The organism is Paenibacillus germinis, from assembly GCF_013141785.1.
GTDB classification, from domain to species: Bacteria; Bacillota; Bacilli; order Paenibacillales; family NBRC-103111; genus Paenibacillus_E; species Paenibacillus_E phytorum.
Genome location: NZ_WHOC01000094.1, coordinates 19,725 through 44,448, shown reverse-complemented (window position 1 = coordinate 44,448; position 24,724 = coordinate 19,725). Strand labels below are relative to the sequence as shown.

The 24,724-nt window shown below is 45.8% G+C and carries 27 protein-coding genes; 13 read left to right on the top strand and 14 right to left on the bottom strand.

The genetic code is table 11. The annotated features are described in order from the left end of the window. The first annotated feature begins 29 nt into the window (after positions 1-29). The gene (locus GC102_RS19020) at positions 30-458 is read left to right on the top strand and encodes a hypothetical protein (RefSeq protein WP_171690944.1); all 429 of its coding nucleotides are present in this window, start codon (positions 30-32) and stop codon (positions 456-458) included. Between the two features lie 551 nt (positions 459-1,009). Here the strand turns inward: GC102_RS19020 and GC102_RS19015 are convergent. After that, the gene (locus GC102_RS19015; RefSeq protein ID WP_057305039.1) at positions 1,010-1,438 is read right to left on the bottom strand and encodes a DUF2621 domain-containing protein; all 429 of its coding nucleotides are present in this window, start codon (positions 1,436-1,438) and stop codon (positions 1,010-1,012) included. Between the two features lie 167 nt (positions 1,439-1,605). Between GC102_RS19015 and GC102_RS19010 the strand changes: the two genes are divergently transcribed. The 4 genes from GC102_RS19010 (at position 1,606) to ppnP (ending at position 6,304) form a co-directional block, all read left to right on the top strand. Continuing rightward, positions 1,606-2,733: a deoxyribonuclease IV gene (locus GC102_RS19010; RefSeq protein ID WP_171690943.1), complete on the top strand. Its 1,128-nt coding sequence runs from the start codon at positions 1,606-1,608 to the stop codon at positions 2,731-2,733. A gap of 67 nt (positions 2,734-2,800) precedes the next feature. Further along, positions 2,801-3,700 (top strand): formyltetrahydrofolate deformylase, encoded by a 900-nt coding sequence (gene purU, locus GC102_RS19005; protein ID WP_171690942.1) that lies wholly within the window; start codon positions 2,801-2,803, stop codon positions 3,698-3,700. 189 nt (positions 3,701-3,889) lie between these two features. Continuing rightward, a complete protein-coding gene (tkt, locus tag GC102_RS19000) occupies positions 3,890-5,911 on the top strand; it encodes a transketolase (RefSeq protein WP_171690941.1) in 2,022 nt (673 codons plus the stop codon). A 75-nt stretch (positions 5,912-5,986) separates the two neighbouring features. Continuing rightward, complete coding sequence (ppnP, locus tag GC102_RS18995) at positions 5,987-6,304, top strand: pyrimidine/purine nucleoside phosphorylase (RefSeq protein ID WP_029199427.1); 318 nt, start codon at positions 5,987-5,989, stop codon at positions 6,302-6,304. Positions 6,305-6,866: 562 nt separating this feature from the next. Here the strand turns inward: ppnP and GC102_RS18990 are convergent. The 3 genes from GC102_RS18990 to GC102_RS18980 form a co-directional block, all read right to left on the bottom strand. Further along, the gene (locus GC102_RS18990) at positions 6,867-7,244 is read right to left on the bottom strand and encodes a hypothetical protein (protein ID WP_171690940.1); all 378 of its coding nucleotides are present in this window, start codon (positions 7,242-7,244) and stop codon (positions 6,867-6,869) included. Further along, positions 7,237-7,761: an ImmA/IrrE family metallo-endopeptidase gene (locus tag GC102_RS18985; RefSeq protein ID WP_376769388.1), complete on the bottom strand. Its 525-nt coding sequence runs from the start codon at positions 7,759-7,761 to the stop codon at positions 7,237-7,239. Before GC102_RS18985 ends, GC102_RS18990 begins: the two co-directional genes overlap by 8 nt. Positions 7,762-7,966: 205 nt before the next feature. Next, positions 7,967-8,374, bottom strand: a complete 408-nt coding sequence (locus GC102_RS18980; protein WP_171690938.1) for a helix-turn-helix transcriptional regulator — start codon at positions 8,372-8,374, stop codon at positions 7,967-7,969. A gap of 164 nt (positions 8,375-8,538) precedes the next feature. Between GC102_RS18980 and GC102_RS18975 the strand changes: the two genes are divergently transcribed. The 5 genes from GC102_RS18975 (at position 8,539) to GC102_RS18955 (ending at position 11,365) form a co-directional block, all read left to right on the top strand. Further along, entirely contained in the window at positions 8,539-8,958 is a 420-nt protein-coding gene (locus GC102_RS18975; protein ID WP_171690937.1) for an ArpU family phage packaging/lysis transcriptional regulator, read from the top strand. Positions 8,959-9,454: 496 nt separating this feature from the next. Next, complete coding sequence (locus tag GC102_RS18970; protein WP_171690936.1) at positions 9,455-10,279, top strand: minor capsid protein; 825 nt, start codon at positions 9,455-9,457, stop codon at positions 10,277-10,279. Between the two features lie 110 nt (positions 10,280-10,389). Then, on the top strand, positions 10,390-10,788 hold the full coding sequence (locus tag GC102_RS18965; protein WP_171690935.1) for a phage holin family protein: 399 nt from the start codon (positions 10,390-10,392) through the stop codon (positions 10,786-10,788). After that, the gene (locus GC102_RS18960) at positions 10,785-11,213 is read left to right on the top strand and encodes a glycoside hydrolase family 73 protein (RefSeq protein ID WP_171690934.1); all 429 of its coding nucleotides are present in this window, start codon (positions 10,785-10,787) and stop codon (positions 11,211-11,213) included. The genes GC102_RS18965 and GC102_RS18960 overlap by 4 nt, the downstream gene beginning before the upstream one ends. 17 nt (positions 11,214-11,230) lie before the next feature. After that, the gene (locus tag GC102_RS18955; protein WP_171690933.1) at positions 11,231-11,365 is read left to right on the top strand and encodes an N-acetylmuramoyl-L-alanine amidase; all 135 of its coding nucleotides are present in this window, start codon (positions 11,231-11,233) and stop codon (positions 11,363-11,365) included. 314 nt (positions 11,366-11,679) lie between these two features. On the opposite strand, the gene GC102_RS18950 is transcribed toward GC102_RS18955, so the two are convergent. Next, a complete protein-coding gene (locus GC102_RS18950) occupies positions 11,680-12,348 on the bottom strand; it encodes a DNA-binding response regulator (protein WP_246320998.1) in 669 nt (222 codons plus the stop codon). 229 nt (positions 12,349-12,577) lie between these two features. After that, positions 12,578-13,861 carry an NAD(P)-binding domain-containing protein gene (locus GC102_RS18945; protein WP_171690932.1) on the bottom strand — a complete coding sequence of 428 codons (1,284 nt, stop codon included), beginning with the start codon at positions 13,859-13,861 and terminating at the stop codon, positions 12,578-12,580. Between the two features lie 205 nt (positions 13,862-14,066). Between GC102_RS18945 and GC102_RS18940 the strand changes: the two genes are divergently transcribed. The 3 genes from GC102_RS18940 to GC102_RS18930 all read left to right on the top strand — a co-directional run bounded on the left by GC102_RS18940 (position 14,067) and on the right by GC102_RS18930 (position 16,932). Then, complete coding sequence (locus GC102_RS18940; protein ID WP_171690931.1) at positions 14,067-15,422, top strand: glucose-6-phosphate isomerase; 1,356 nt, start codon at positions 14,067-14,069, stop codon at positions 15,420-15,422. Positions 15,423-15,589: 167 nt separating this feature from the next. Further along, positions 15,590-16,231, top strand: coding sequence for a YigZ family protein (locus GC102_RS18935; RefSeq protein WP_171690930.1), 642 nt, complete (start codon positions 15,590-15,592; stop codon positions 16,229-16,231). A gap of 59 nt (positions 16,232-16,290) precedes the next feature. Beyond that, positions 16,291-16,932, top strand: coding sequence for a TetR/AcrR family transcriptional regulator (locus GC102_RS18930; RefSeq protein WP_171690929.1), 642 nt, complete (start codon positions 16,291-16,293; stop codon positions 16,930-16,932). A gap of 62 nt (positions 16,933-16,994) precedes the next feature. Here GC102_RS18930 and GC102_RS18925 read toward each other — a convergent pair whose 3' ends face one another. From GC102_RS18925 to nikC, 8 genes are all read right to left on the bottom strand, one after another. Further along, positions 16,995-17,882, bottom strand: coding sequence for a DMT family transporter (locus GC102_RS18925; protein WP_171690928.1), 888 nt, complete (start codon positions 17,880-17,882; stop codon positions 16,995-16,997). 15 nt (positions 17,883-17,897) lie between these two features. Beyond that, positions 17,898-19,211 (bottom strand): sodium:solute symporter family transporter, encoded by a 1,314-nt coding sequence (locus GC102_RS18920; protein ID WP_171690927.1) that lies wholly within the window; start codon positions 19,209-19,211, stop codon positions 17,898-17,900. A gap of 2 nt (positions 19,212-19,213) precedes the next feature. After that, complete coding sequence (locus GC102_RS18915) at positions 19,214-19,912, bottom strand: response regulator transcription factor (protein WP_171690926.1); 699 nt, start codon at positions 19,910-19,912, stop codon at positions 19,214-19,216. Continuing rightward, positions 19,912-20,679: a sensor histidine kinase gene (locus GC102_RS18910; RefSeq protein ID WP_171690925.1), complete on the bottom strand. Its 768-nt coding sequence runs from the start codon at positions 20,677-20,679 to the stop codon at positions 19,912-19,914. The genes GC102_RS18915 and GC102_RS18910 overlap by 1 nt, the downstream gene beginning before the upstream one ends. Positions 20,680-20,768: 89 nt before the next feature. Then, positions 20,769-21,764, bottom strand: coding sequence for an ABC transporter ATP-binding protein (locus GC102_RS18905; protein ID WP_171690924.1), 996 nt, complete (start codon positions 21,762-21,764; stop codon positions 20,769-20,771). Further along, positions 21,745-22,791 (bottom strand): ABC transporter ATP-binding protein, encoded by a 1,047-nt coding sequence (locus GC102_RS18900; protein WP_171690923.1) that lies wholly within the window; start codon positions 22,789-22,791, stop codon positions 21,745-21,747. The genes GC102_RS18905 and GC102_RS18900 overlap by 20 nt, the downstream gene beginning before the upstream one ends. A 14-nt stretch (positions 22,792-22,805) precedes the next feature. Further along, the gene (locus tag GC102_RS18895; protein WP_171690922.1) at positions 22,806-23,726 is read right to left on the bottom strand and encodes an ABC transporter permease; all 921 of its coding nucleotides are present in this window, start codon (positions 23,724-23,726) and stop codon (positions 22,806-22,808) included. A 95-nt stretch (positions 23,727-23,821) separates the two neighbouring features. Further along, a complete protein-coding gene (nikC, locus tag GC102_RS18890) occupies positions 23,822-24,721 on the bottom strand; it encodes a nickel transporter permease (protein ID WP_171690921.1) in 900 nt (299 codons plus the stop codon). Positions 24,722-24,724 lie beyond the last annotated feature (3 nt).

Below are 24,724 nucleotides of genomic sequence, written 5' to 3'. Positions count from 1 at the left end.
AGATGTAACAAAAAGGAGGGATGAGGCAAATGGCGTTGGAGAAAAAAAGTAAATTATCATTAGTCGTACCATTGGATGGAAAGTTGAATATTATTCGTATTCGAAATCAACTCATTAATAGCAAATATGCACTAATCGAAATTATAGCAATTGGAAAGTCCCAATTCACATTTGCTAGTCCCCTATGTTTGCCCACCAGCCATCAAGTCACTTACGGTTTTGAATTTACGATTTTCGGTCAATCATTTCAAGTTAATGGTAGCATAGAACTAGAAAGTAATAACGACAATGAATACATTTATAAAGCAGTTATTCAATCTGAAGATCATGTTGATTCCGAAATGCTCTATGCCATCAATCAACTTGCGGTCACACAGAATACGGAATACGTTAAGCTTTCTAAAAGCTACACGCCAGAACCTTCTTCAGCTGTAAATACAGTTAATTTGATATGTTGAGGGAGAAATAAAGCCGCTCTGCTTGTGCTAATCCGTTTGTTGCTCTCATAAGGTTAGTATAAAAATCAATGAATGTCGAATTAAAATGTGCGAATACATAATTTCTGTATACATACACGAGAAAATGAATTCAACCCCTTGCAATGTTACAAAACGTATCTTATAATCAATATATATACAGAATGTAACAACATACGACATTTTGAGCACTCAAAGGGGAGGAATATCATGAATTCGGATATAGTATATTGTATTCAATGTAGTTCGATTATAGGTAGAGGTAATTCAGATCAGATATTTAAGACGGGTTTCTATCATACAACAATTCCACTTTGTCTCTGCAAAACGTGCGTTTCCACGGAGGAGAACAGGTTAAGTATAGAAATTATAAGCAATTCCCATAAGTGTTATTCCGATTTTGCCTTGCCCTTGTCTTTCTAGTGAAAGGGTGGTGTAAGATCGTTTTTTTTTTGTTCATTTGGTAAACGCTTTCAAAATATATGAAAGAAAAGCCTTCCTCTTACGTAAAAAGCGGAATGGCTTTTTTTATTTTATTGGAGTAAATGCTTATGCGCACTATAGTCAATCTGCTGCTTTTCGAGGAAGCTAGTCAAGCTCTTATAGTCGCGCCTCGGTGTTGCGAGAATGTAACCTTGAATACAGTGGTCACGCGTTACTTCACTTGCATGCGCCTCCAGGGCAACCTGTCCAATGCGAGCTGCGATAGAATGCTTAGCAATATCTCTAAAGGCTGTTGGTACAGGTGATACCAATTGATCGAGAAACGTTTTAGAGTCTTCTGTCCATAAGTGCCGCGAACTGTCTACGTAGTGATTTTGCCAATCCAGCTTCGACTTACCGTCTTCCTTGGGCAGCACCTTTAGGAACTTCCGAAACATAAAATATCCGCCAATGGACATGAACAAAAGCAGGACACATACCCAGAAAATGATGAACCACATGAAAAAATCATTAGCCATTTATTTGTCACCTCACTAGCCTGCATCAATATATCATAAGAATTATACCTTATTTCTAGATTTCTTGCGACAATCCTAGTAAAATAGGAAGGTAGTAGATGTAACTACTTTGGTCTTCCATACCTTAAGTAGTTGCGTAGTAGACATACAAAAAGGAGTTAACCATTATGCCCAAAATTGGCTCACACGTTTCGTTCTCAGATAAAGGCTTGTTAAATGCAGCAGAAGAGGCAGTCACATACGGTTCTTCCACATTTATGATATACACTGGTGCCCCGCAAAATACGCGCCGTAAACCGATTGAGGATCAATTTATCGAAGAAGGTAAAGCAGTCATGGAGAAGCATGCGATGAACGAAATCGTCGTACACGCTCCCTACATTATTAATCTAGGTTCTTATAAAGAAGATACCTTTGAGTTAGCCGTGCGTTTCCTTCAGGAAGAAATTCGTCGGACAGACTACATTGGCGTTCGCAGTATCGTTCTTCACCCTGGGGCTTACACGGACAAGGATGCGGAGTATGGCATTGCCAGAATCGCGGAAGGTCTGAACGAAGTACTTGCAGGGGTTAAAGATACGAATGTGAACATCGCGCTGGAAACAATGGCTGGCAAAGGGACGGAGATTGGCCGCAGCTTTGAGGAATTAGCTGAAATTATGGAACAAGTAGAGTTTAACAACAAATTATCCGTTTGTCTGGACACTTGCCATATTCATGATGCCGGGTATGATATTGTGAACGACCTCGATGGCGTTCTGCATCATTTTGACAAAGTAATCGGTCTAGAAAAGCTTGGTGTTATTCACTTGAATGATAGTAAAAATCCTCGCGGAGCCAGCAAGGATCGTCATGCGCCGCTTGGTTCAGGCTGGATTGGCTTTGAGGCTATGAATAATGTTGCCAACCATGAGAAGCTGCAGCATTTGCCTATGATTCTTGAAACTCCTTGGATCGGTAAAGAAGATAAAACGCAGCGTCCGATGTACGAAGCAGAAATTGCACTGCTCTCAGGAAACCTCAATGGACGTTTTGGCGGTGAATTCTTGGATCATGTAGAGCGAATTGACTATTTGTTAGGCAAAAAAGAGATTCATTTCCGTGATTTCGTTCTGAATACATGGGAATTATTGAAAAATGATGCCAAAGCCAAGAAAGCGGACGGACGTGAGCCGCTGGAGCGTTTGTATGATATTCTACATGAAGAGAATCTCTTCTCTGATCTAAGCGAGGAGCAGATTAATCAACGATTGATCGTTTGGCTCGCAGGTAAAGATATACTCAAGAAAGCATAATATAGATAAACAGTAGACTAAAAAGAAAGCTTTCTTACAGAAAGTTAAAGCTATTAGGGGGATTAACATGGAACAGGGAAGTACGAATAACTCATTGCGCAGGGAGAGCGTGATGGTGAATAGGGCAAGAATGTTGATCTCGTGTCCGGATCAGCCGGGAATCGTCGCGGCGGTCTCACAATTTTTGTTTGAATATGGTGCGAATATCGTGCAATCCGATCAATACACAATGGATCCTGAAGGCGGCATGTTTTTCATCCGGATCGAGTTCGATTTAATGGAGCTTGGGAGCCGAGTTGACCAGTTGAGAAAGGATTTCTCTGTCGTTGCGGACAAGTTCTCCATGGATTGGAGCCTTTCTCTTGCTAGTCAGAAGAAGCGCATCGCTATCTTCGTATCGAAGGAAGATCATGCTTTGCTTGAGCTTCTTTGGCACTGGCGCGCGAGTGATCTTAACGCAGATATCGCGATGGTCATTAGTAACCATCCGGACATGCAGTCGCTGGTAGAGCCTTTCGGAATTCCATATCACCATATTCCGGTTACCGCGGATACGAAGGCTGAAGCCGAGCGTCGCCAGCTTGAAGTCGTTGGAGACAATGTTGATGCGATCGTATTGGCTCGCTATATGCAGATCGTTTCGCCTTCTTTTATTAAACACTACGCTAACCGTATTATTAATATCCATCACTCCTTCTTGCCTGCCTTTGTCGGCGGGAAGCCTTATGCGCAAGCCCATAATCGTGGGGTGAAAATCATTGGGGCTACCGCACATTATGTGACGGATGAACTGGATGGCGGACCTATTATTGAGCAGGACGTTCAAAGGGTTAGCCACCGTGATAACGTCGAAGATTTGAAAAGAATCGGTCGACATATTGAACGGATCGTCCTTGCTAGAGCGGTAGCTTGGCATGTAGAAGATCGTATTATTGTGCATAATAACAAGACAGTTGTATTTAACTAGGGTAGATTAGGCTGTGTCCATTGCTGGATGCAGCCTATTTGCTAGTGACCGCTTAGGCAGATGATGTTTTAGCGGGTTATTGTGGCAAAGCCTTAAAGCAAATGGTACAATAATGCAAGCGATAGAAGTCACTTGTATGTACAAGTCATTGATTGACGAAAATACAGAAATATAGGAGGGAATTTTCGAATGACAGTAACAAACAAAACAATTGAACAATTAGCGGTCGACACGATCCGTACATTGGGTATCGACGCCGTTGAGAAAGCCAAATCAGGTCACCCAGGTATGGTCATGGGGGCTGCGCCAATGGCTTACGTGCTGTGGAAACAGCATATGAAGCACAACCCATCTAATCCTAAATGGGTCAATCGTGACCGTTTCGTGCTTTCTGCCGGCCACGGATCCATGCTTCTATACAGTCTGCTTCACTTGTGTGGATATGATCTGCCAATGGAAGAGATCAAAAACTTCCGCCAATGGGGAAGCAAAACACCAGGGCATCCGGAATACGGTCACACAGCAGGTGTTGACGCGACTACGGGTCCACTTGGACAAGGTATTGGTATGGCAGTTGGTATGGCCATGGCGGAAGCTCACCTGAGAGAGACTTACAATAAAGAGAATTTCCCTGTAATTGATCACTATACATATGCAATCTGTGGTGATGGCGATATGATGGAAGGCGTTTCATCTGAAGCGGTTTCCTTGGCCGCTCACCTTAAATTGGGCAAATTAATCATGTTGTACGATTCCAATGATATCTCGCTGGATGGCGAGCTTAATATGGCATTTTCCGAGAACGTTGAGAAGCGTTTTGAAGCTTACGGCTGGCAAGTGCTGCGAGTAGAAGAACAGAATGATCTTGCGGCGATTTCCAAAGCAATTGCTGAAGCGAAAGCTGACACAACGCGTCCAACTTTGATTGAAGTGAAAACGACAATCGGTTTCGGCAGCCCGAACAAAGGCGGCAAAGGCGGACACGTTGGACCTCACGGATCTCCGCTTGGCGGCGAAGAAGTGAAGCTGACGAAGCAAGCTTACGGCTGGCCGGAAGAGCCGGACTTCTTAGTTCCGGACGAAGTAAGAGCGCACTATGCAGAAATTCAAAAAGAAGGCGCTGCAGCTGAACAAGCATGGAGCAACTTGTTGAATGACTACATCAAAGCATATCCGGAATTGGGTAACCAGTTCAGCGCGGCAGTGAACAATGAATTGCCAGCAGGCTGGGATGCAGATCTCCCGGTTTACAGCACATCAGATAAGCCTATGGCGACTCGTGTTGCTTCCGGTAATGCAATCAATGCGATTGCACCTAATTTGCCGCAGTTGATCGGCGGTTCCGCGGATCTGGCAAGCTCGAACAACACCATGATCAAAGGCGAATCCAACTACAGCGCTAGCAACTATGCAGGCCGCAACGTATGGTTTGGTGTTCGTGAATTCGGTATGGGTACAGCGATGAACGGTATGGCTCTGCATGGCGGAGTTAAAATATACGGGGCTACATTCTTCGTATTCTCCGATTATCTGCGTGCATCGATTCGTCTTGCAGCTCTTATGCAGCTTCCGGTTATCTACGTTCTAACACATGACAGCATCGCTGTTGGTGAAGATGGACCGACGCATGAACCGGTTGAACAATTGCCAGCGCTTCGTGTCATTCCGGGCATCACTGTTATTCGCCCAGCTGATGGAAACGAAACATCAGAAGCATGGCGCTATGCGATTTCCCAAGCTAGGGGACCAGTTGCACTCGTATTGACTCGTCAAAACCTGCCGATTCTTGAAGGAACAGTCCAAGGCGCGAAAGAAAACCTAAGCAAAGGCGGATACGTAGTATCCGATGCTACAAATGGTAAGCCAGTTGCACAAATTTTGGCAACAGGCTCCGAAGTACAATTGGCAGTCGCGGCGCAAAAGCTTCTTGAAGCCGAAGGCATTAACGTTCGTGTCGTCAGCTTGCCAAGCTTGGAGCTGTTCGAGAAACAGTCCAAAGAATATAAAGACTCTGTCATTCTGCCGGAAGTGAAGAAGCGTCTAGCTGTTGAGATGGCTTACCCACTTGGTTGGGAACGTTACGTTGGTGACCAAGGATCCATCCTCGGTATCTCTACATTTGGAGCATCCGCACCAGGAGATTTGGTTCTCAAAGAATACGGATTCTACCCAGAAAACGTAGCAGCTAGAGTGAAAGCTCTATTGTCTTAGTTAAAAGTAGCCACAGCCCACCACCGCGTGGGCTTGGCTTTATTCTTATTCATTTTAGAGGGGGAACCAATCACCATGTCTAGCTTTGAAAATGTAACTGTATTAACGAAAGCTAATGTTTATTTCGACGGTAAAGTAACTAGCCGCACCGTTCAATTCGCCGATGGCACCAAAAAAACACTCGGCATTTTGCTCCCGGGTGAGTATGAATTCGGAACAGATGTTAAAGAAATCATGGAAATCCAAGCTGGTGAACTGAACGTATTGCTTCCAGGCAGCAGCGAATGGATTACCATTAGCGGCCAAGGTGAATTCACAGTTCCAGCCAACGCAAAATTCAAGCTTGAAGTGAAAACAGTTAGCGATTATATTTGCTCTTATATTCATGAGTAATTAAATAGGGAAGAGATATCCCTTCAGATCCCATACTTCTATCGGACATATTGTCCGATGATGTATGGGATTTTTTTCGCTAGAATTTATATGACGCACAGGATGGTCTACTGAGAAGTCGATTTTCAGCTTCTCAGACTCTGTTGGCGAGCTTCGGCTCGCAGAGCTCTCGCTGTAAGCGCGGTTTTCGCGCTTATTTGTTCGGGCGCTCCTGAATAAGCGCGTATTCCGAGCTTATTCAGCGAGGACGCGCAGGATGGTCTGCTGAGAAGTCGATTTTCGGCTTCTCAGACTCTGTCGGCGAGCTTCGGCTCGCTGAGCTCTCGCTGTAAGCGCGATTTTCGCGCTTATTTGCTCGGGCGCTCCTGAATAAGTGCGTATTCCGAGCTTATTCAGCGCGGAAGCGCAGGATGGTCTGCTGAGAAGTCGATTTTCAGCTTCTCAGTCTCTGTTGGCGAGCTACGGCTCGCAGAGCTCTCGCTGTAAGCTCGGTTTTCGCGCTTATTTGCTCGGGCGGTTCAGAATAAGCGCGTTTTCCGCGCTTATTTGTCTTTTGGCGGATTTATTTGGATGACCAGGGATAGAGGGAGCGGGTATCCATCTGCAGCACTTCTTCGATGTCGCTCATGCGTATCCATAGCTGCTGGATGCTTTGTAGAGCATCAGGTGGAAGCGCCATATGTCGCTGTTGAATTCTGGAGATGCTGACGCCGATGCATTGGGGGTGTCCTGGATTAATGACGAGGTCATCCAGCAGGACGGTAATTCCTGCTTCTAAGTCTGGAATTTCTTCCATTTTTAGCTGCTGAAATGGAGCGCCTAATGGAACGTACATCGAAGTTTTGTTCCAATCTAGCTCGTTAGGCCGAAAACGAAGCGCCATGAGAAATGGCTGGATGCGCTCTTCATGGAAGTCATAAAAAACAGTAAGTTTAGCCATCAGACGGTGCCCCTTTTTGCTTCAGATGCTCAAGCTTGTCCATGATAAGGCGAGTGGCTTCGGACCAATTGTCTGGATTGTATTTGCTAGCTTGGCTTTGTGTAAATAGTTGGTATTCATGATCTAAAATGCCTTGTAGGACGCGCCGTTGAATTTGTTCTATACGCGCTGCTGCAAGCCGATGGGTTACTTGAAATTCTTCGGAGAGTAGGGCAATCATTTCGTTCTTTTGCTCGGGCAATGGCAGTTTCTTAAGCATAGAAATGGGTATTGCCGCATAAAGCTGGAAAGCCGATGCGTCCTGCTCCTGCCAATCGACATAGCGATCTGGCATGATCATTTGGTTGCCGGAATGGCGAAGCACATGACAAAGTTCATGAAGGAAGTCTTCCCATTGCTCTTTGGCAGATAATCGACGGTCTACGTTGATGCTGAATTGTCCGTTATTTTCGACAGCCATGCTGCTTATATCCATCGCATAAACCCAAATATGCAATTTAGCGGCCAAATTGGTCATGCTAAGCTGGGCTGGCTCTGTGATATCATGTTGGAAATATAAAGCTTCGACCCATTGTTCCAAAGGGGTGGTTTGGTAGTGAGTGAACAGGACAAACACCTCGTTATAGGAATATATGTTCGTTTATTTAAGGTAAAGAAAAGCCCGTGAGGGCTTGGCTTTATTGTAAAAGGATACGTTCATCGATATGGCACTTAAGCCACTGTTACTGCTGACTATCTGGTTTGCGGGTCATCTGCTGCTCTTTGATGAAGTTCCAGAAGCGGAGCATTTCGTCTCGCTTCTCTTTAGGAGCGTTTTGGAAATCTTTAAAAAATAAGCTAACCTCGGGGTCATCGATTTCTGTAGCTTGAATCGGGTCAGAGGGTCCTTCGAGGGCCTCTTCTTCTGTCGGAGCAAACCCGGCAAGCAATAGAAGATCATCCTTCTCCGAGCTGGTAAGAGCATCGGCTAAGGCGATAACCGTTTCTCTGGATGGATTGAAGCGGTTATTTTCTATGGAGTGTATAAATGAATAACTGACACCGGATCGTTCCCCGAGCTCTCTAAGTGAGAAATGGTTCATCTTGCGCAGATCCCGAATTCGAATGCCAAATTGCACCATATCTTTCATCGCTTCATCACCTATCTCTATTGTAAATGGTTGTAGATATAAAAAACAAGAGGAACAAATAAAAATGTTTAGAATTTCAAAACATTTGTGTTGAATTTTAAAACGAGAAGGGCTATGATTTGTTTAGAATTTCAAAACACTAAATTTTAGGAGATGATGAACAGATGGTAGAACGTATTTTACATATAGAAAAAGAACGAATAGATCAAAAAGCGACACGCAAACAAGTGGAAAAAGTCCTTGAAGCTCTTCGTATTTATAAGTCGATGGGGGCTGTGAGGAGAGAGAACGGAGCTATTTTGGACATGAAGCTGAATTGTATAGAGATGGAAAGTCCTACTGGGCACAAGACTGAGTCTGAGGATTTGATGATAAGGTTAAATTCAGAGTGTGAACATGCCCTATCCATATTAGAAGTAGACGAACAGGAGATTATTCGCAAACGTTACTTGCAAAAAGATAAGCAATTCGATTTCATGCTGTTTCATGAATTGAATATGAGTGAGCGCACATATCGCAGGGTGAAGGCTAAGGCAATAGCAAAACTGGCATATATGCTTCGGTTGGAAATAGTCTCTCAGTGACGACTCAAGTAGGGTGGCTATCGACAGATGGATATAGATGTTGAAGTTGTACAAGGTGATCATCAATTTGGCCGTTCGTTGGCATTTCATCCAAATATTGGTGTGATAAGATTGTTGTGTAGAGTAATGAGGGAGGTGATTATGCTGAAAAGGGCGCATAGGATAAGGTCCGGATCGAGCAGATTGTGAGAGCTGCTTAGGGGACGAATGGAAGGAGTGAAACGAGTGGTAGTTAGGTCTTTTAGGCAGTGTGCTTTTTGAAAAGAAAAAAATGTTTTGAATTTCAAAACATTTGCGAACTCACACTTCACTCACTCAATCACGCTTGAGGATTTGTTGTAAGAGGGAATGCTGGAGTGCAGTGCAGTAACGATGTTTATCATCGTTATAGAGGGCTTCGGCGGTGGGAACGTCGCGAGACGTTGTAAAACATGCTTACAGAAAAGCATAACCATCACCAAGCATATCTGACACAGAAAGGAGGTGAGAGAAGTGAATGATTAACATGGCAAATCAATTAGCGCTATATCTTCAGTCTGAAGGTGTGGGAACACTCGGGAGCGACATGTTCGTGGACGGTGTTCCACAGACCCCAGATGAGGCCATATGGCTTAGTCACGTTGGTGGCAGCTCGGAGTTTAAGCTAGACGCGCCGGGTAGCTGGCGCAAGCTGAGCTTGAACGTGAGAAGCACAACGCCGGTGGGGGCGCAGGATCGCATCTGGAGCGCTATTAACAAGCTGCTCAATCCGGATGACGGTGTCATCGAGGTGGACGGGCTAACCTACACGGTTCAAATTACTGTGCTGCCTGCTGTGCAGGACAAGGATGGGGCAGGCAGGTGCCTCATGAAATCTGCCCTGATCCTTCGGCAAGTAAAGCCTGTGCTAGAAACTTGGCTGAAAGCTATAACCGTATTTACCGAAGCGGCTTTAGGCTCACAGTGGCGCGTATACCGTGGATTCAACGGTACGTGTCGACCTAGCGTCTCATGGCAGTGTTTGAGCGTACGGAGTGCGTCGGAGTCAAGAGGTGCATGCCAGCTTACGAAACAATTCGTTGGGCAGATTGCTGCGAGGTCGGCCAATGAGTATCAGTTGGCGGCTCAAATATTACTGCTGGGACTGGCTGAACAAGCTAAATTGCCAATGGGAGGCGCTGGTAGCAGGTGGTTAACGGTGATTAATTCCAGTGCAACGATTCGCTCAGGGGATTTGTCCACGGGGATTCTAACCGTTACTTTAACGGGCGCCGCTGCAGCTCCGCAAGGCTCGTTACCTCTCATCGCTGGCGTTCAGACAGCAACAAGAATTCATAATTGAGGAAAATATCACATTCATAACATGGTGAGCGAGTTCGAAAGATTGTCAGGAAGCCAAAAATCCCGACAGCAGCCTCCCCGACCAATCTGAACAGAAAGGAGAAAAAACGAATGAATCAAATCGGTTTTAACCTGATTTCAGGCGCACTCGGAGCGCTCGCGACCAATGCCTTCGGCGAGTGGAACGAACTTCTTAGCCTATTTCTAATGGCGATACTCGTCGATTATGTAACGGGCATTGCAGCCTCGATGAAGGAACAGCGTGGCCTTAATAGCCAAGTTGGCTACTGGGGCCTTGCCCGCAAAGGACTGATGCTGCTCGTGATTATACTGGCTCACCGCATGGATATTCTGATGGATACAGACCTGATGAGAACGGGAGCGATTTATTTTTATTTGGCGAATGAGTTTATTTCTATTACTGAGAATTACGGACGATTAGGACTGCCGCTGCCCAGCTTTTTGAAGCAGATGATTCAAGTGCTGCGAGGCAAGGAGGAAAGGTTATGAGCAAGGAAAGCTTTATTGATCAATTAGCTCCAGCTGCACAAGCGGATATGCGGGAGTTTGGTATTTTAGCTAGTGTCACGATCGCTCAGGCTATTCTGGAAAGTGGCTGGGGTCGCTCAGCTCCTGGTAACAATTTGTTTGGGATCAAAGGAAGCGGTCAGCAGCAAGTTACGCAGGAATTTATTAACGGCAAGTGGATACAAATTGTGGATGGCTTTCGAGTATACGACAACTGGCGCGATAGCGTTCGTGATCATTCGCTGCATCTTGCTAACAATCCCAGATACGCAAATGTGCTACATGAAAGAGACTACAGATGTGCTAGTCAAGAGCTGCAGCGTGCAGGATATGCAACAGATCCGCAGTATGCGGACAAGCTGATTCGGATTATTGAAGGGAGCGAGCTACTCGTTTTGATCAAATAGAGGAGGAAAGAGGGTATATGATGAGTTCTGAGGATGCGAATAAGATTATTAACTTTTTATCGGCTGCTTGGATGAGCACAGAGGATGCAGAAGCTAGAGTGGAGTTTCACCGTTTGGCTGATGAGCTTAGGAAAACATCTGGGCAGCAGTAAGCTGCTGAATTCTCAACAACGATGCGATAATCATCAAGCTGTTGGCGTAAAGCAAGTAACTCTTCAGTACGAATCAAAATAAGAGTCCCTAGGGACTCTTATTTTGGCATTTTCTCTTCACTGGAGGTAAATAGAAGTCTCCAAAGACTCTTATTTGCACCAATATTCCAATCTGGTGCATCTTTTTTAACAAATAGAAGTCTCTAGAAGCTTCTATTTTCATTTAAATCCGTAAATTGGCACATATAGAAGCCCCAAAAGACTTCTATTCTGGGAAAACGAGCTATTTTGGCCGTCACCGTCCCTATATAAGCCTAAATAAACAAATTTCTTCCTTTTGGATCCAGAATGTATGAGCGAATTCTCTGCTCCCCACTTGCAGGCTTTATTATCCCTTTGCTATGCAGGCTGTGAAGCCACTTTCGTGCGTGCTCAACACGGATGCCCAGATGTTCAGCGACTACATGCGGTTTAAGTGGATCTACGGTATTCGCAGCCAGCCGAGCAATTTCTTTTTCTCGATGTGTGAGTGATATAAGTTGAGTTTGATCGCCATACCAACGCGCCATGATGTTGAGGACGACTTGTTGGCAGCGTCGCGGATGCTGGGTGATATCATCGAGTGAGAACCGAAAAACCTTCCATTCGTCCAAAACCAACTGATTCTGCCGCATCAGGTTATCCCCGAAACGAGAGCGGTCAACATCTCGAGCATGCGGACCGTAACCGTCGATCTCGAAACAAATCCGATGTGGCGGACGGAGATATACAAAGTCGACAAATCTGGTGTTGTCCTGAAAATCCCTAACTTCATATTCCGGATGAAGATGGAGAAAATGTCCAATGAGCGGCCACCAGATTTGCTGCATAAATTGCTTTTCAGCATGACCATGTCCCTCCTTTAACCGGCGCAATCGCTCTCCTGAGCGTTTCTCCTCATGGAATCTTACAAAGTTTTCATGCTCTTTTACAAACTCCATCATTCCAACCTCCGACTATAAAGTGTTTTTTCTTATTTTCTCGCTATGTTCAACTTTAAGCTGAGCTGTGGTTTGGCCTAGCCTGGTGTGTGAAGTGAAGTCCTAACCTCCCCTGGAAAATAAAAATACCGCCTCTCCCAAAAGGGAAAGGCGGCATGTTCTTCACGCGTCGCGTAAATCTATATCACTATTTCATTAATGTATTATCACTATTTCTTTAAATTGCTATTTCCTAAAAAGCATACGCAATATGATCCTCAATATACTGCTCCAGCTTGATCCGTACATAAGGCGGCAAGGCTGACAGCATACAGCCATAACGGAAGTTGCGGCCGTCCGGCTCGATGCGAATCACGCGAGCCGTGATTGGCGGCAGTTCCGCTTCCTGCGGGAAGTGGATGACGATGAACATGTCCGGCGCAAGCGGGGCGGCAGATGTGATCTGCAGTCCGCTCTCGGACAAGTCGAAGAGGGTGCCGTCAATGTTTTGGCCGGAGAAGGAACCTTCCTGCTCCCATTGGTAAATGGACAGCTTCAGGCTGATGTCCAGCTTCACGCGCGTGTTCCGGCGGCGTTCGCGGCCAGAAAGCGGCGAGGCCGGTTTTTCTGAAGCAACGACAGGCTCGCTAGGTCGAACGACTTGTTGCCCCATCCATTCCTCATAACACTGAATGACGGAGCTCAAATCTTCTTCACCGAGGCCTTTGCTTAGGCCGATTTGGAATAAGTTGGTAGCCGATTGCAGCATGGGAGTTGGCAGTTGGAACTTGCCCGTAATTTCCTGAGCAAGCTGGAGATCTTTCAGCATCAGCTTCAGGGAGAATTGATTGCTGAAATCGCGATCGATAATCTTATCGCCTTTCAGCTGGGCCATCATGCTGTTCGCTCCGCCGGAACGAACAATCTCTAAGAATTGAGCAGGGTTTACACCTGCTTTAGTTGCAATCGATAAGCCTTCGGCTAAGCCGGCTAAATTAATGCCCACCATCGTGTTGTGGGCAAGCTTGGCGTACGAACCGGAGCCACTCGGACCAAGGTAAAGTGCTTTGCTGCCAAGTGCGAGGAATACATCTTGATGCTCATCGAACACTTCTTGGCTGCCGCCGACCATGAAAGTAAGCGTGCCTGCTTCGGCAGCAGGTTTACTGCCAGTGACAGGCGCGTCGAGGAAGTCGACGAAATGCGCTGCGAGCTCCTCGGCCAGCTTTTGACTTGTTTGTGGGGCTACGGTACTGGAGTCAATAATCGTCAGCGCGGGATGAACTCCACTCAGAATGCCTTGCTCACTGTAGAACGTTTCAAGTAGTGAAGCGTCATTGCTAAGCATTGTAATCAGCACATCCGAACTGCGAGCTACTTCAGCAGGGGTCAAACCCACTTCAGCACCAAGATGGGCGAGCTCGTCCGCTTTTTCAGCAGTCCGATTATATACAGTTACCATAAAACCTTTTTGAATAAGGTTAGCAGCCATGGGTTTGCCCATAGTGCCAAGTCCAATAAAGCCGATACGTTTCATGATCCTTCACCTCTAGATTCATTTTATCATGGTAATTATAACCTGTGAATTACTTTATAGGGCTCTTTGATCGGAGACCAAAGTCTCTCCGCTTACGCGATCGCTCATCGTTGAATATCATTCAATATAGGAAAGCTTACTTGCTTTTGGACAGGCAAATAAGTATGCTAGGAAAAGGAAAAAAATAGAGATGGAGGCGAGCATAGTGAGTAAGAAACTACAATTTGATTACAGTAAAGCACTATCCTTTTTATCCCAGCATGAGGTTGATTATTTGGCGGCTCAAGTAGAGCTAGCGCATGAACAGCTGCATAACAAAACGGGTGCAGGTTCCGATTATTTAGGATGGGTCGATCTTCCTGAGAATTATAATCGTGAGGAATTTGCTCGTATTCAGGCTTCCGCTAAACAAATTCAATCCGACTCCGAGGCGCTTGTTGTTATCGGTATCGGCGGTTCCTATTTGGGCGCACGCGCGGCTCTAGAGATGTTGTCTCATTCTTTTTATAATATTTTGCCAAAAGATAAACGTAAGACGCCTGAGATTTATTTCGTAGGAAATAACATCAGCTCTACATATGTTACGCATTTGCTTCAACTGCTTGAAGGCAAAGATTTCTCTGTGAACGTGATCTCGAAGTCCGGTACGACAACAGAGCCAGCGATTGCTTTCCGTATTTTCCGTGAGTTGTTAGAGAAGAAATATGGCAAGGAAGCTGCACGCAAACGTATCTATGCTACAACGGATCAAGAGAAGGGTGCGCTCAAAACACTCGCTACAGCAGAAGGTTACGAAACCTTTGTCATTCCAGATGATGTAGGCGGACGTTATTCGGTATTAACAGCTGTTGGTTTATTGCCAATCGCGACAGCAGGCATTAATGTGGAAGCGATTATGAAAGGCGCGGCGGATGCGCAGCACGAGTTCTCTAATCCGAAGTTGAGCGAGAATCAAGCTTATCAATATGCTGCTGTTCGAAATTCGCTCTACCGCAAAGGAAAAACGATCGAAATTCTCGTCAACTACGAGCCTTCCCTGCATTTCGTATCGGAATGGTGGAAGCAGCTGTTCGGTGAAAGCGAAGGAAAAGATTACAAAGGAATTTATCCAGCATCGGTAGACTTCTCGACGGATTTGCACTCGATGGGTCAGTTCGTTCAAGATGGCAACCGGATTCTATTTGAAACGGTCATTCAAGTTGATCAAGTGGCTGATCATATTACGATTGGCACAGATTCCGATGATTTGGACGGACTCAACTTCTTGAGTGGGAAAACAATGGATTTCGTGAACAAGAAGGCTTTCCAAGGTACGATGCTTGCTCACACGGACGGTAACGTACCGAACCTGATCGTAACGCTGCCGGATATGACGCCTTACTCCTTCGGATATATGGTGTATTTCTTCGAAAAAGCATGCGGTATCAGCGGTTACCTGATGGGTGTGAATCCTTTTGACCAACCGGGCGTTGAAGCTTATAAAAAGAATATGTTTGCTCTCTTAGGCAAACCGGGTTATGAGAAAGAAAAAGCCGAGCTTGAAGCACGATTGCAGCAATAATTCATGAATGCAAAGCACAGAACGACCAATCCGATGGGATTGGTCGTTTTTACCATTGAAAATTTCCATTATTTATGTGGTAAATTTTCTTTCTATATTGTCGAAGTCAAAGGATGTGTGTAGAATATAATGAAACAGATGTTTCCTTCTACCAAGAAAGGTCGGCTATGCTAGCACATTTCAAAACTATCCATTCGTACGGATCGTCGGAAATCATCATCAAGAAGTCGCGTTTCATCGGTCATGCCAAACCGGTAGAGTCAGAAGAAGAAGCTACCCTATTTATTGAAGCTATCAAGAAGGAACACAGGTCGGCCACACATAACTGCAGCGCCTATGTCATCGGAGAAAGGGATCAGATTCAGAAGCAATCTGATGATGGGGAACCGAGTGGTACAGCAGGAAAGCCGATTCTGGAAGTGATTAAGCATCAAGGACTTAAGAATATCGTTATCGTCGTTACCCGTTATTTCGGCGGCATCATGCTTGGCGCGGGCGGACTCATTCGGGCTTATACGGATGGAGCCGTGGTAGGTATTGAAGCAGGACAGCCAATTTATAAAGTCAATCATCAGCAAGTGCTGATTGAGGTGGATTATACGTGGTATGGCAAACTCGAGAACGAGCTGAGAAGTCAGGGGATGCTCTTAGGGGACATTCAGTTTACGGATAAAGTGACTGTAGCATGTTATCCTTTGGCAGCGGCAGCGGAAGCATTTATCAACTGGGCAACAGATTTTACACAAGGTCAAGGCGTTGTTATTGCAGGAGAGAACGAATACATGGTTCATAAGAGCTTGCCGGAATAGGCAGGCTCGGGACAAGGCACAACTAATTTCATAGAAGCTAAGGATGCGGAGGGATAGGAATGGCTAGGAAAGCAGTCGCGCAAGAGCTTAGCAGAGAACGAATACTTGCGGAAGCGCGGGAATTATTCGCTACTTTTGGCTATCGCGCTTTAACGATGCGCAGCATCGCAAAAGCAATGGGGTACAGCCATGGTGCGTTATATTACCATTTTAATGAGAAAGCTGAACTGTTTTATGCATTAATCAAGGAAGATTTCTCCGAATTAGTACAGCGTCAGCGGGAAATGATTGTTCGTGAGCAAGGGTTTAGCGTGAATCTGCTTCAAAAGTTGATGATGGAGTTCGTCTGGTTTGGTTTGAACAATCCGCATCACTACGAAATGATGTTCATGATTAACGAGCCAGAGCTGCAGCAATATTCGCGAACTGAGCAAGCACAATCCTTGGAAATGTTTGCTATTGTCATCCGTCAAGTGATGGCCGATCAACCGGGAGCCGAGAGCAGGAAGTTTACACTTCCGTGGAATTTGTTCATGTCCTTACATGGCTTTATCTCCTACTGCATTCAGTTTAAACAATCCTACGAGGATGCGCGGAAACTGGCTGAAGAGCATATCCGCCTCATCTGTGTCAGCTTAGATTTAGATTCCCATGAACAGCAGCGCCCGCTTGTGACATTACTCAATACAGAATCTGCATAAAGAAAAAGTCCCTGTTTAGTTGCTTCATAGCAACGAAAACAGGGACTTTGTTTGTCAATCCGTCACAGGGGAAGCGCCCTCTGAGACTTTCTTTTAGATAGAGATAAAGATGCCAACGTAACACCACCTACAATGAACAGGGAACCAAACAACTGCTGCGAGGTAACGAGCTGGCCGAGTATCACATATCCGACAATCATCGCGACAAACGGTTCCAGGTTCGAGAACATCGCTGCCTTCGCCGCTCCAACCTTGTGCAGCTGGCCGTTCCAAATGAGGGTAACCATTCCGTGCATCAGAATAGCGGTGAAAATTAACATGACCCATGCCCATGCTTCGTGACTGATTGTCCACCCTGTTCCATTTGCCAGTACGACCGGTACCATCGTGCCGAACCCGATCAAGGTCGAGTAAACCGTGGTAATGATGGGGGGCAGCCTTCGAGCCAGCAGACGTACTAGTACAATGGAGATAGCAAACGTAATCATCGTGATAAAGATCCAGAGGTGACCGATATTAAATTCAAGTCTGGCCCCATTATAAACGACGAGAAACACACCCGAGATTGCCACGAGCGAACCAGCTAGCATGTTTACCGTTAAAGTTTCTTTTAGAAATAGGGCTGCTAAAAGCGCAGTCGTAATGGGAGTTAGTGCGAGAATGAGCGCCGAGGTGGTAGGGTCGGCTGTTTGTAAGCCTTGATAAAATGACCACTGGTTAATAAAGACGCCGATAATGCCAAGCAGAATGAGCAGCTGCCACTCTTGTTTGCGAACGGGAACGAAACGATGTCGAACCCGTGTGTAGCAAATTAGAAACAAGGAGATAAACAACAAGCGAGCCATGACTAGAAACAGAGGAGAAAACTGTTTGACGAGTATGTTTCCGAAGACAAAGTTGCTCCCCCAAACCGTAACGCAAACGATTAATAACAAATAGGAACGAAGCATATAAGTGGATTCCTCTCAATGATTTCCCAGGCGTTTCTTTATAAACTTACCGCTCCAATACACAATTACGAGTAGGCTGGAAACCATCATACTAACCCAGACGGCATCTAAGTTCCCTAACTTGTATCGACTTGTATAGCCCGCGATCAATCCGATCAATGCGCAGAGAGGTATGAAATTGTCCACTTTTCCTCTGCTGAACACAATGAACAGAACAGGGACAATGAGCGCAGCGTAAATAATTCCAAAGAAAAAAAGCAACTCCAGAAGTGTAGGTGTGAAAAAAAAGGTAAGCGCAAAAGACAGAACGCCAATCACTACCGCCAGCAAGTATCCCATACGCATCTTCTGCTTCTCATTGGCGTCAGGTTTAAAGAGTGGATACACGTTACCCGCAATGAGACTGATCATGGAATGCATCCCTGCCCCGAAGGCTGAGGTAACGGCACCGAATGAACAAAGGCCGAACAAAACCAACAAGAATACCGTATCAATCTTGCGGATAAGATCAAATAAGAGCGAATAAATGTTATGAAAACTGCCTGTAAATATAACGACCATGATTAGCGAAGAGAAAGCCAACGGAACGGTTGCCCAGATGAGCCCAGAAAGTAGGAAGGTGGGCACGACTTTTTTAATTTCAAGCATATATAGACGCTGCCACGTTGCTTGGTCGACGAAAACCTGCCCGAAGCCAATCAATAGTCCTGTGCACATAAAAAATAATCCTTCGTGATTGTTGAGCACGAGCAGATAGGGATGATAGAGACGAATCCCCTGATAAACGTTTTCAACCCCTTTTTCGATGAAGAAATAGAGAGGGATGAGGATGGCTGCGGCAAACATACATATGACTTGAACGAACGCCAACCGCTGAATAAGGACAATCCCGCCAAAGCCGACGTATACGACGCAAAACAAGAAGAAACAAAGCAATCCGATAGAAATCGGGATACCAAACAAAATATTGACAAGCACGCCTGCAGCCATTCCCTGCATAAACAAGCCCTCAATACTGGTGATAAGCAGGACAGCGATCATCATCCAGTAGCCGAGGCGGTGAAGTTTAAATTGAAAAAAATCCCCAATGGTCAAACCCTCGCCATACTCTTTACGCACTCTTTTTCCAAGCCAGCCAAAAGCCATTAGAGCAATGGCCCCCATAAGAGCATAGCCAATTCCGCCAAATATGCCATATTTGACCAGCGCTTCGGGGGAGGCGAAGATGGTAATGCCGGTTACCCATCTGGCCAAGATCGATATGACTCCCAGACCTATGCCTATCTTAGCTGCTCCCTGAACATATTCACGAAATGATTGGTAAAACAAAGTTATTTCTCCTTCTCGCGATATTCTTTAGGTGTTTGGCTCGTACTCTTGCGAAAAATGGTGCAAAAGTAATGTTGGCTGTTAAAACCACTTTTCTCTGAGACCGTAGAAATACTCCAGTCGGGATGAGAAACCAAATATTTTTTGGAAATCTGAATGCGGTATTGCATCAAATATTCGGAGAATGATACACCCACCTCGTCATGAAAACGGCGACTTAAATAGGTTGGGTTAATGTGCACCTCCGCGGCAAGGTCGGCAAGTGCGAGCTTGTCTGCATATTTTTCATGAATGATCGTGAGCGCATCATGAATAACATGGGAGTATTTTGACTGTGGCATCTTGTTGCGGTATTTGCTTAGAATATCAACCAATTCACTTTGAATGACCGGCTTTGTCATATAATCAACCACGCCTAGCCGGATGGACTGTTTGGCATAATGGAAGTTTTGGTAGGCAGTGACGATAATGATGTCGATATCTGGATGATGCTGACGCAGTTCTTCTCCAAGCTCCAGTCCCGATTTGCCTGGTAAATTGATATCCAGAAAGGCAAGATGAATCTTTACCTTTTGGCTAATAGCTATAGCCTGGCAGCTGTCGGATGCCTTGTGCAAGTTCCAAAACGGAAAAAGCGGGTGAATCAGATATTCAAGTTGTTCCAGCTCAAGGGGCTCATCATCCACTAGTAATACATTCATTAGGGCACCTCTTTTAAGTTAGGTTCTGAGATGAAAGGCCACTTGACTTGCACATTAGTACCAGTGTTGGGGATAGATTGAATCTGTATGCTGGCTCGATCGGCGAAGTATAAATGCAAACGGCGTCTAATGTTATCCAAGCCATGCCCATTTTTCCACTCAATTTCCACGGCCTCTTGCTCTATCGTGCCATTATCGAAGACCAGAAGATTAGCCGTATCATGATCGAGGGAAAAATGGATGTTAAGGTTCACGGGTCCGATTTTCCGTTCCAGCCCATGCTTAAAGGCATTCTCAACAATGGTTTGCAAAACAAAAGGCGGGATATAGGCTTCCTCGATTTCTTCATCACACGTTAGTGTTACCGTAAGGCGAGTGCCGAAACGCAGCTTCTGAATCTCGATATAGTACTCCGTGTAACGAATCTCCTCCCGAAGTGGGATCACGGGTTCCGTGGTCTTGTACTTAAACTTAAGGAATTGGGAGAAGACCTCAAGGGCTCTTACCAATTCTTCCGTACGTTCGAGTCGCGCCAAGGTTAGAATCACGTTCAATGAGTTGAATAAAAAATGGGGCTGAATTTGTTGATTTAATTGGTTGTAAAGCGATTGCTGGAGCTCTTTTTCCAGCTCGATCTTCTTCGTTTTATTTTCCAGCAGGTCAATGCGTTTCTCAAAGACAAACAAGAATAATAAAGTAAAAGCTCCAATGATTGGAGCTAAAATAAACAACAAGATGAGTAAGGTAAAACCCTCAAAGCTAAGCATGAGATCCCTTCTGCATACGGTTTTAATTTATAGTTTCACTACCATTTTAATTTATTCGTCCTGTTAAAGCGAATTAGTAACCAACATTTTTAAGTAACCAAGTGGCAAGCTACTTGGTGTCCCTCACCGCTAAAGCGAAGCTCCGGCTCATGTGATCTGCACATTTCGACGACAAACGGGCAGCGCGTATTGAAACGGCATCCCTGAGGTGGATTGATGGGAGAAGGCACATCGCCTGTCAATAGGATGCGTTCTCTCTTTTCTTTCTGATTGGGTACAGGAATGGCAGAAAGAAGAGCTTTCGTATAAGGGTGCTGTGGATTATCGAATAGTGATTTTTTATCTGCGATTTCTACGATTTTACCTAGGTACATAACCATAACCCGATCGGAAATGTGCCGTACTACGCCTAAATCATGGGAAATGAATAAATAAGTCAGCTTATATTGGCGCTGCAGCTTCTTTAGCAGGTTCAGCACCTGAGCCTGGATAGACACATCGAGTGCGGAAACAGCTTCGTCGCAGATGATCAGCTTGGGCTCCACAGCTAGTGCCCGTGCGATGCCGATGCGTTGGCGCTGGCCGCCGCTGAATTCATGCGGGTATCGGTCGATATGGTCAGACCGTAACCCGACATTGTCAAGCAGTTCTTTAATACGGTCTGTCCGCTTTTCCTTCGGGATGACGTCTTGAATGGTCAACGCTTCGCCGAGAATTTGGCGGACGGTTTGTCTTGGATTCAGCGATGCGAAAGGATCCTGGAAAATGACCTGCATGTCCTTGCGCAGCTTCCGGAGCTCGCTCTTGTTCAGAGCGAGGACATCCTTATCCTGATAGTGGATATCTCCACTGGTAGGCTCATCGAGTCGTAATATAGCTCGTCCCGTGGTTGATTTGCCACAGCCGGACTCACCAACGATGCTAAGCGTTTCTCCTTCATAGATGGTAAAGCTGATGTCATCAACAGCCTTTACGTGGTTCACTGTTCGGCCAAAGATACCGCCTTTGATCGGGAAGTATTGTTTCAAATGGTTGATTTCAACTAAAACCTGCTTATCATTGGTACTAACCACAGGTACTATCATTTGAATGCCCCCTATCTTTCAATTGCAACTTTGGTTGTGCGTCCCACTCCGGCGTATAGATCCAGCAGCGGACCTGACTGCCGCCTCCGACATCGTTAAGCTCGGGCAGCGTTGTCTGACAAAGTTCTCTGGCTTGAGGACAGCGTGGAGCAAACCGGCATCCCGTAGGCATGTTGTAGGGGCTGGGAACACTTCCCTGAATCGCCTGCAGCTCTTCACGGTCTTGGTCCGGTCGAGGCAGGGAGTTAAGCAATCCTACTGTGTAGGGGTGTTTGGGATTAGCAAATAACTCGCTCGCAGCGGTATATTCCACGATCTTGCCGGCATACATCACGGCTACGCGATCACATGTTTCAGAAACGACCCCGAGATCGTGGGTGATCATAATGATGCTCATGCCCAATTGCTTTTGCAGCAGCTTCATCAAATCCAAGATTTGGGCTTGAATCGTTACATCAAGAGCGGTGGTCGGCTCATCGGCAATAAGGATCTCTGGATTGCAAGCCATCGCCATGGCGATCATTACCCGCTGCCGCATCCCGCCGCTCAGTTCATACGGCTCTTGTTTGGCGCGTTTCTCCGGGGAGGGGATGCCGACTAGACGCAGCATATCGACAGCTTTCTCCCAGGCTTCCTTTCTCCCGAGCTTTTGGTGATGGCGGAACACTTCCGCTATTTGTTCCCCAACCGAGTAGACCGGGTTTAAGGAAGTCATGGGTTCTTGGAAAATCATCGAGATTTCGTTGCCGCGGATGGCACCCATCTCTTTATCCGTTTTTTTCAATAAGTCTTGTCCTTTGAACAGGATTTCTCCATTAACGATTCGCCCCGGAGGGCTGGCGATCAGCCTCAGAATAGAAAGTGATGTAATACTTTTACCGCAGCCCGATTCGCCTACAAGTCCAAGTGTTTCCCCTTTATGAAGCGTGAAGTCAATGCCGTCAACAGCTCTGCTTACGCCTTCGTCGGTAAAGAAGTGTGTCTGAAGATTGCTTACTTCCAAAACCTTTTCTTGTTGTTTAAGCATCTCGTTCCCTCCTTTTAATCCAGCTCGATACGTTTGTTGAAGTTACGATAGAGAACGTCAACCGCAAGGTTAACCATGACGAAAATGACGGAAGCGACCAGCACGCCACCCTGTACCATGGGCAAGTCGCGCATTCGAATGGCATCAACAATAAGCCGTCCTAGTCCGTTAATGGCAAAGACAGATTCTACTAATACCGTACCGCCAAGTAGTACTCCGAACTGTAGTCCCACCACGGTAATGACAGGAATCAATGCATTCTTGAGGGCGTGCTTATAAATAACAACGTGTAATTTTAACCCTTTAGCTTTGGCTGTCCGTATATAATCTTGGCGAATGACATCCAGCATGGTGGAGCGCGTCATCCGTGCGACAATTGCGGCACCTGAAGCGCCTAAGGTGATAGCCGGGAGCACAACATGCTTCCATGTTCCCCAACCTGCGACAGGAAAGAGGTGCATTTTTACTGAGAAAAAGTAAATTAGTGAGAGTCCGAGACAGAAGCTGGGCAAGGATACGCCGAGCAGAGCGATGATCATGATGGTAATATCCGATGCTTTGTATTGCTTAGTAGCCGAAATGATTCCGGCAAGCATCCCGAAGACAATAGTGATGAATATACTGGCCACGGCTAGCTCGATGGTAGTAGGTAATCGGGTCATGATTTCGCTAAAGACAGGCAGATTGGAACGAAGGGATACCCCAAAGTCTCCTCGGACCACGTCGATGACGTATTGGAAATATTGAATAAAGAGCGGCTGATCTAACCCCAATTGATGTCGGATGCGTTCAACCGTCTCCGCTGAAGCGCCTTCTCCTGCAAGTAGAACGGCCGGATCGCCCGGAACGAGCTGCATAATCAAGAAGACGACTAGAATGACGCCTAACAGAACCGGGATCATCTGAAGTAACCGGCGAATGATGTATACGAACATGGATATCCCCCTTAGAGTTTTCCTTTAGGAAAACTGTCTTCGTAAGCATACGCTTAGAGCTTTCCGTCAGGAAAGCTAGCTTCGAAAGAATAAGCTTATTGTTTCATCCTTGGATCCAATGCGTCTCTGAGCCCGTCTCCAAATACGTTAAAGCCTATGACTAATGTGGAGATGGAAAGTCCAGGAAACAATGCCAGATAAGGTACTGTGAATAAAAAATCGCGTCCGTTGCTCAGCATGGCACCCCATTCAGGCAATGGCGGTTGCGCGCCAAGTCCCAAGAAGGACAATCCCGCGGCAGAGAGGATGGCCGTTGCTAGTCTTAGAGTGGCTTGAACGATAATCGGTGACAAAATGTTTGGAAAAATGTGTACGAAAATAATCCGAAGATCGCTTGCTCCCAAAGAGCGAATGGCGTCGATATACTCCAACTTTTTAATTGATAAGGTCGAACCACGGACGATCCGAGCGAACATCGGAATGGAAAACACGCCGATCGCAATCATCACGTTGATTAAACTGGGGCCTAAAGCGCTAACGATGGCGAGTGCGAGCAATATGCCCGGAAAAGCAAGCAATACGTCGATCACGCGCATAATGATCGTGTCCACCCATTTCCCGTAATAGCCAGCAAATAATCCTAGAACGATTCCGAAGAAGGCTCCGATAAACACGGCTACGAATCCTACGGAGAGTGAGAGGCGTGTCCCGATGATCAATCGGCTTAACACGTCGCGGCCCTTATCGTCCGTCCCCATCCAATGTTCGGCTGAGGGAGGTTTTAGTTTGTTCACTAATTCAATATGATAGGGATCATATGGAGCTAGAAGCGGAGCGAAGATCGCGACAAGGAAGTAGAAAAGAATGACATAACCGCCCACCATCGCCAACTTATTTCTCCGAAGCTTTAAATAAAATGTTCTCCACTTGCTAGGACGATAGGAGAGAATCTGATTTGGTAGCGCTTGCTTTTTATCGGCATATTCAACATTCATCTA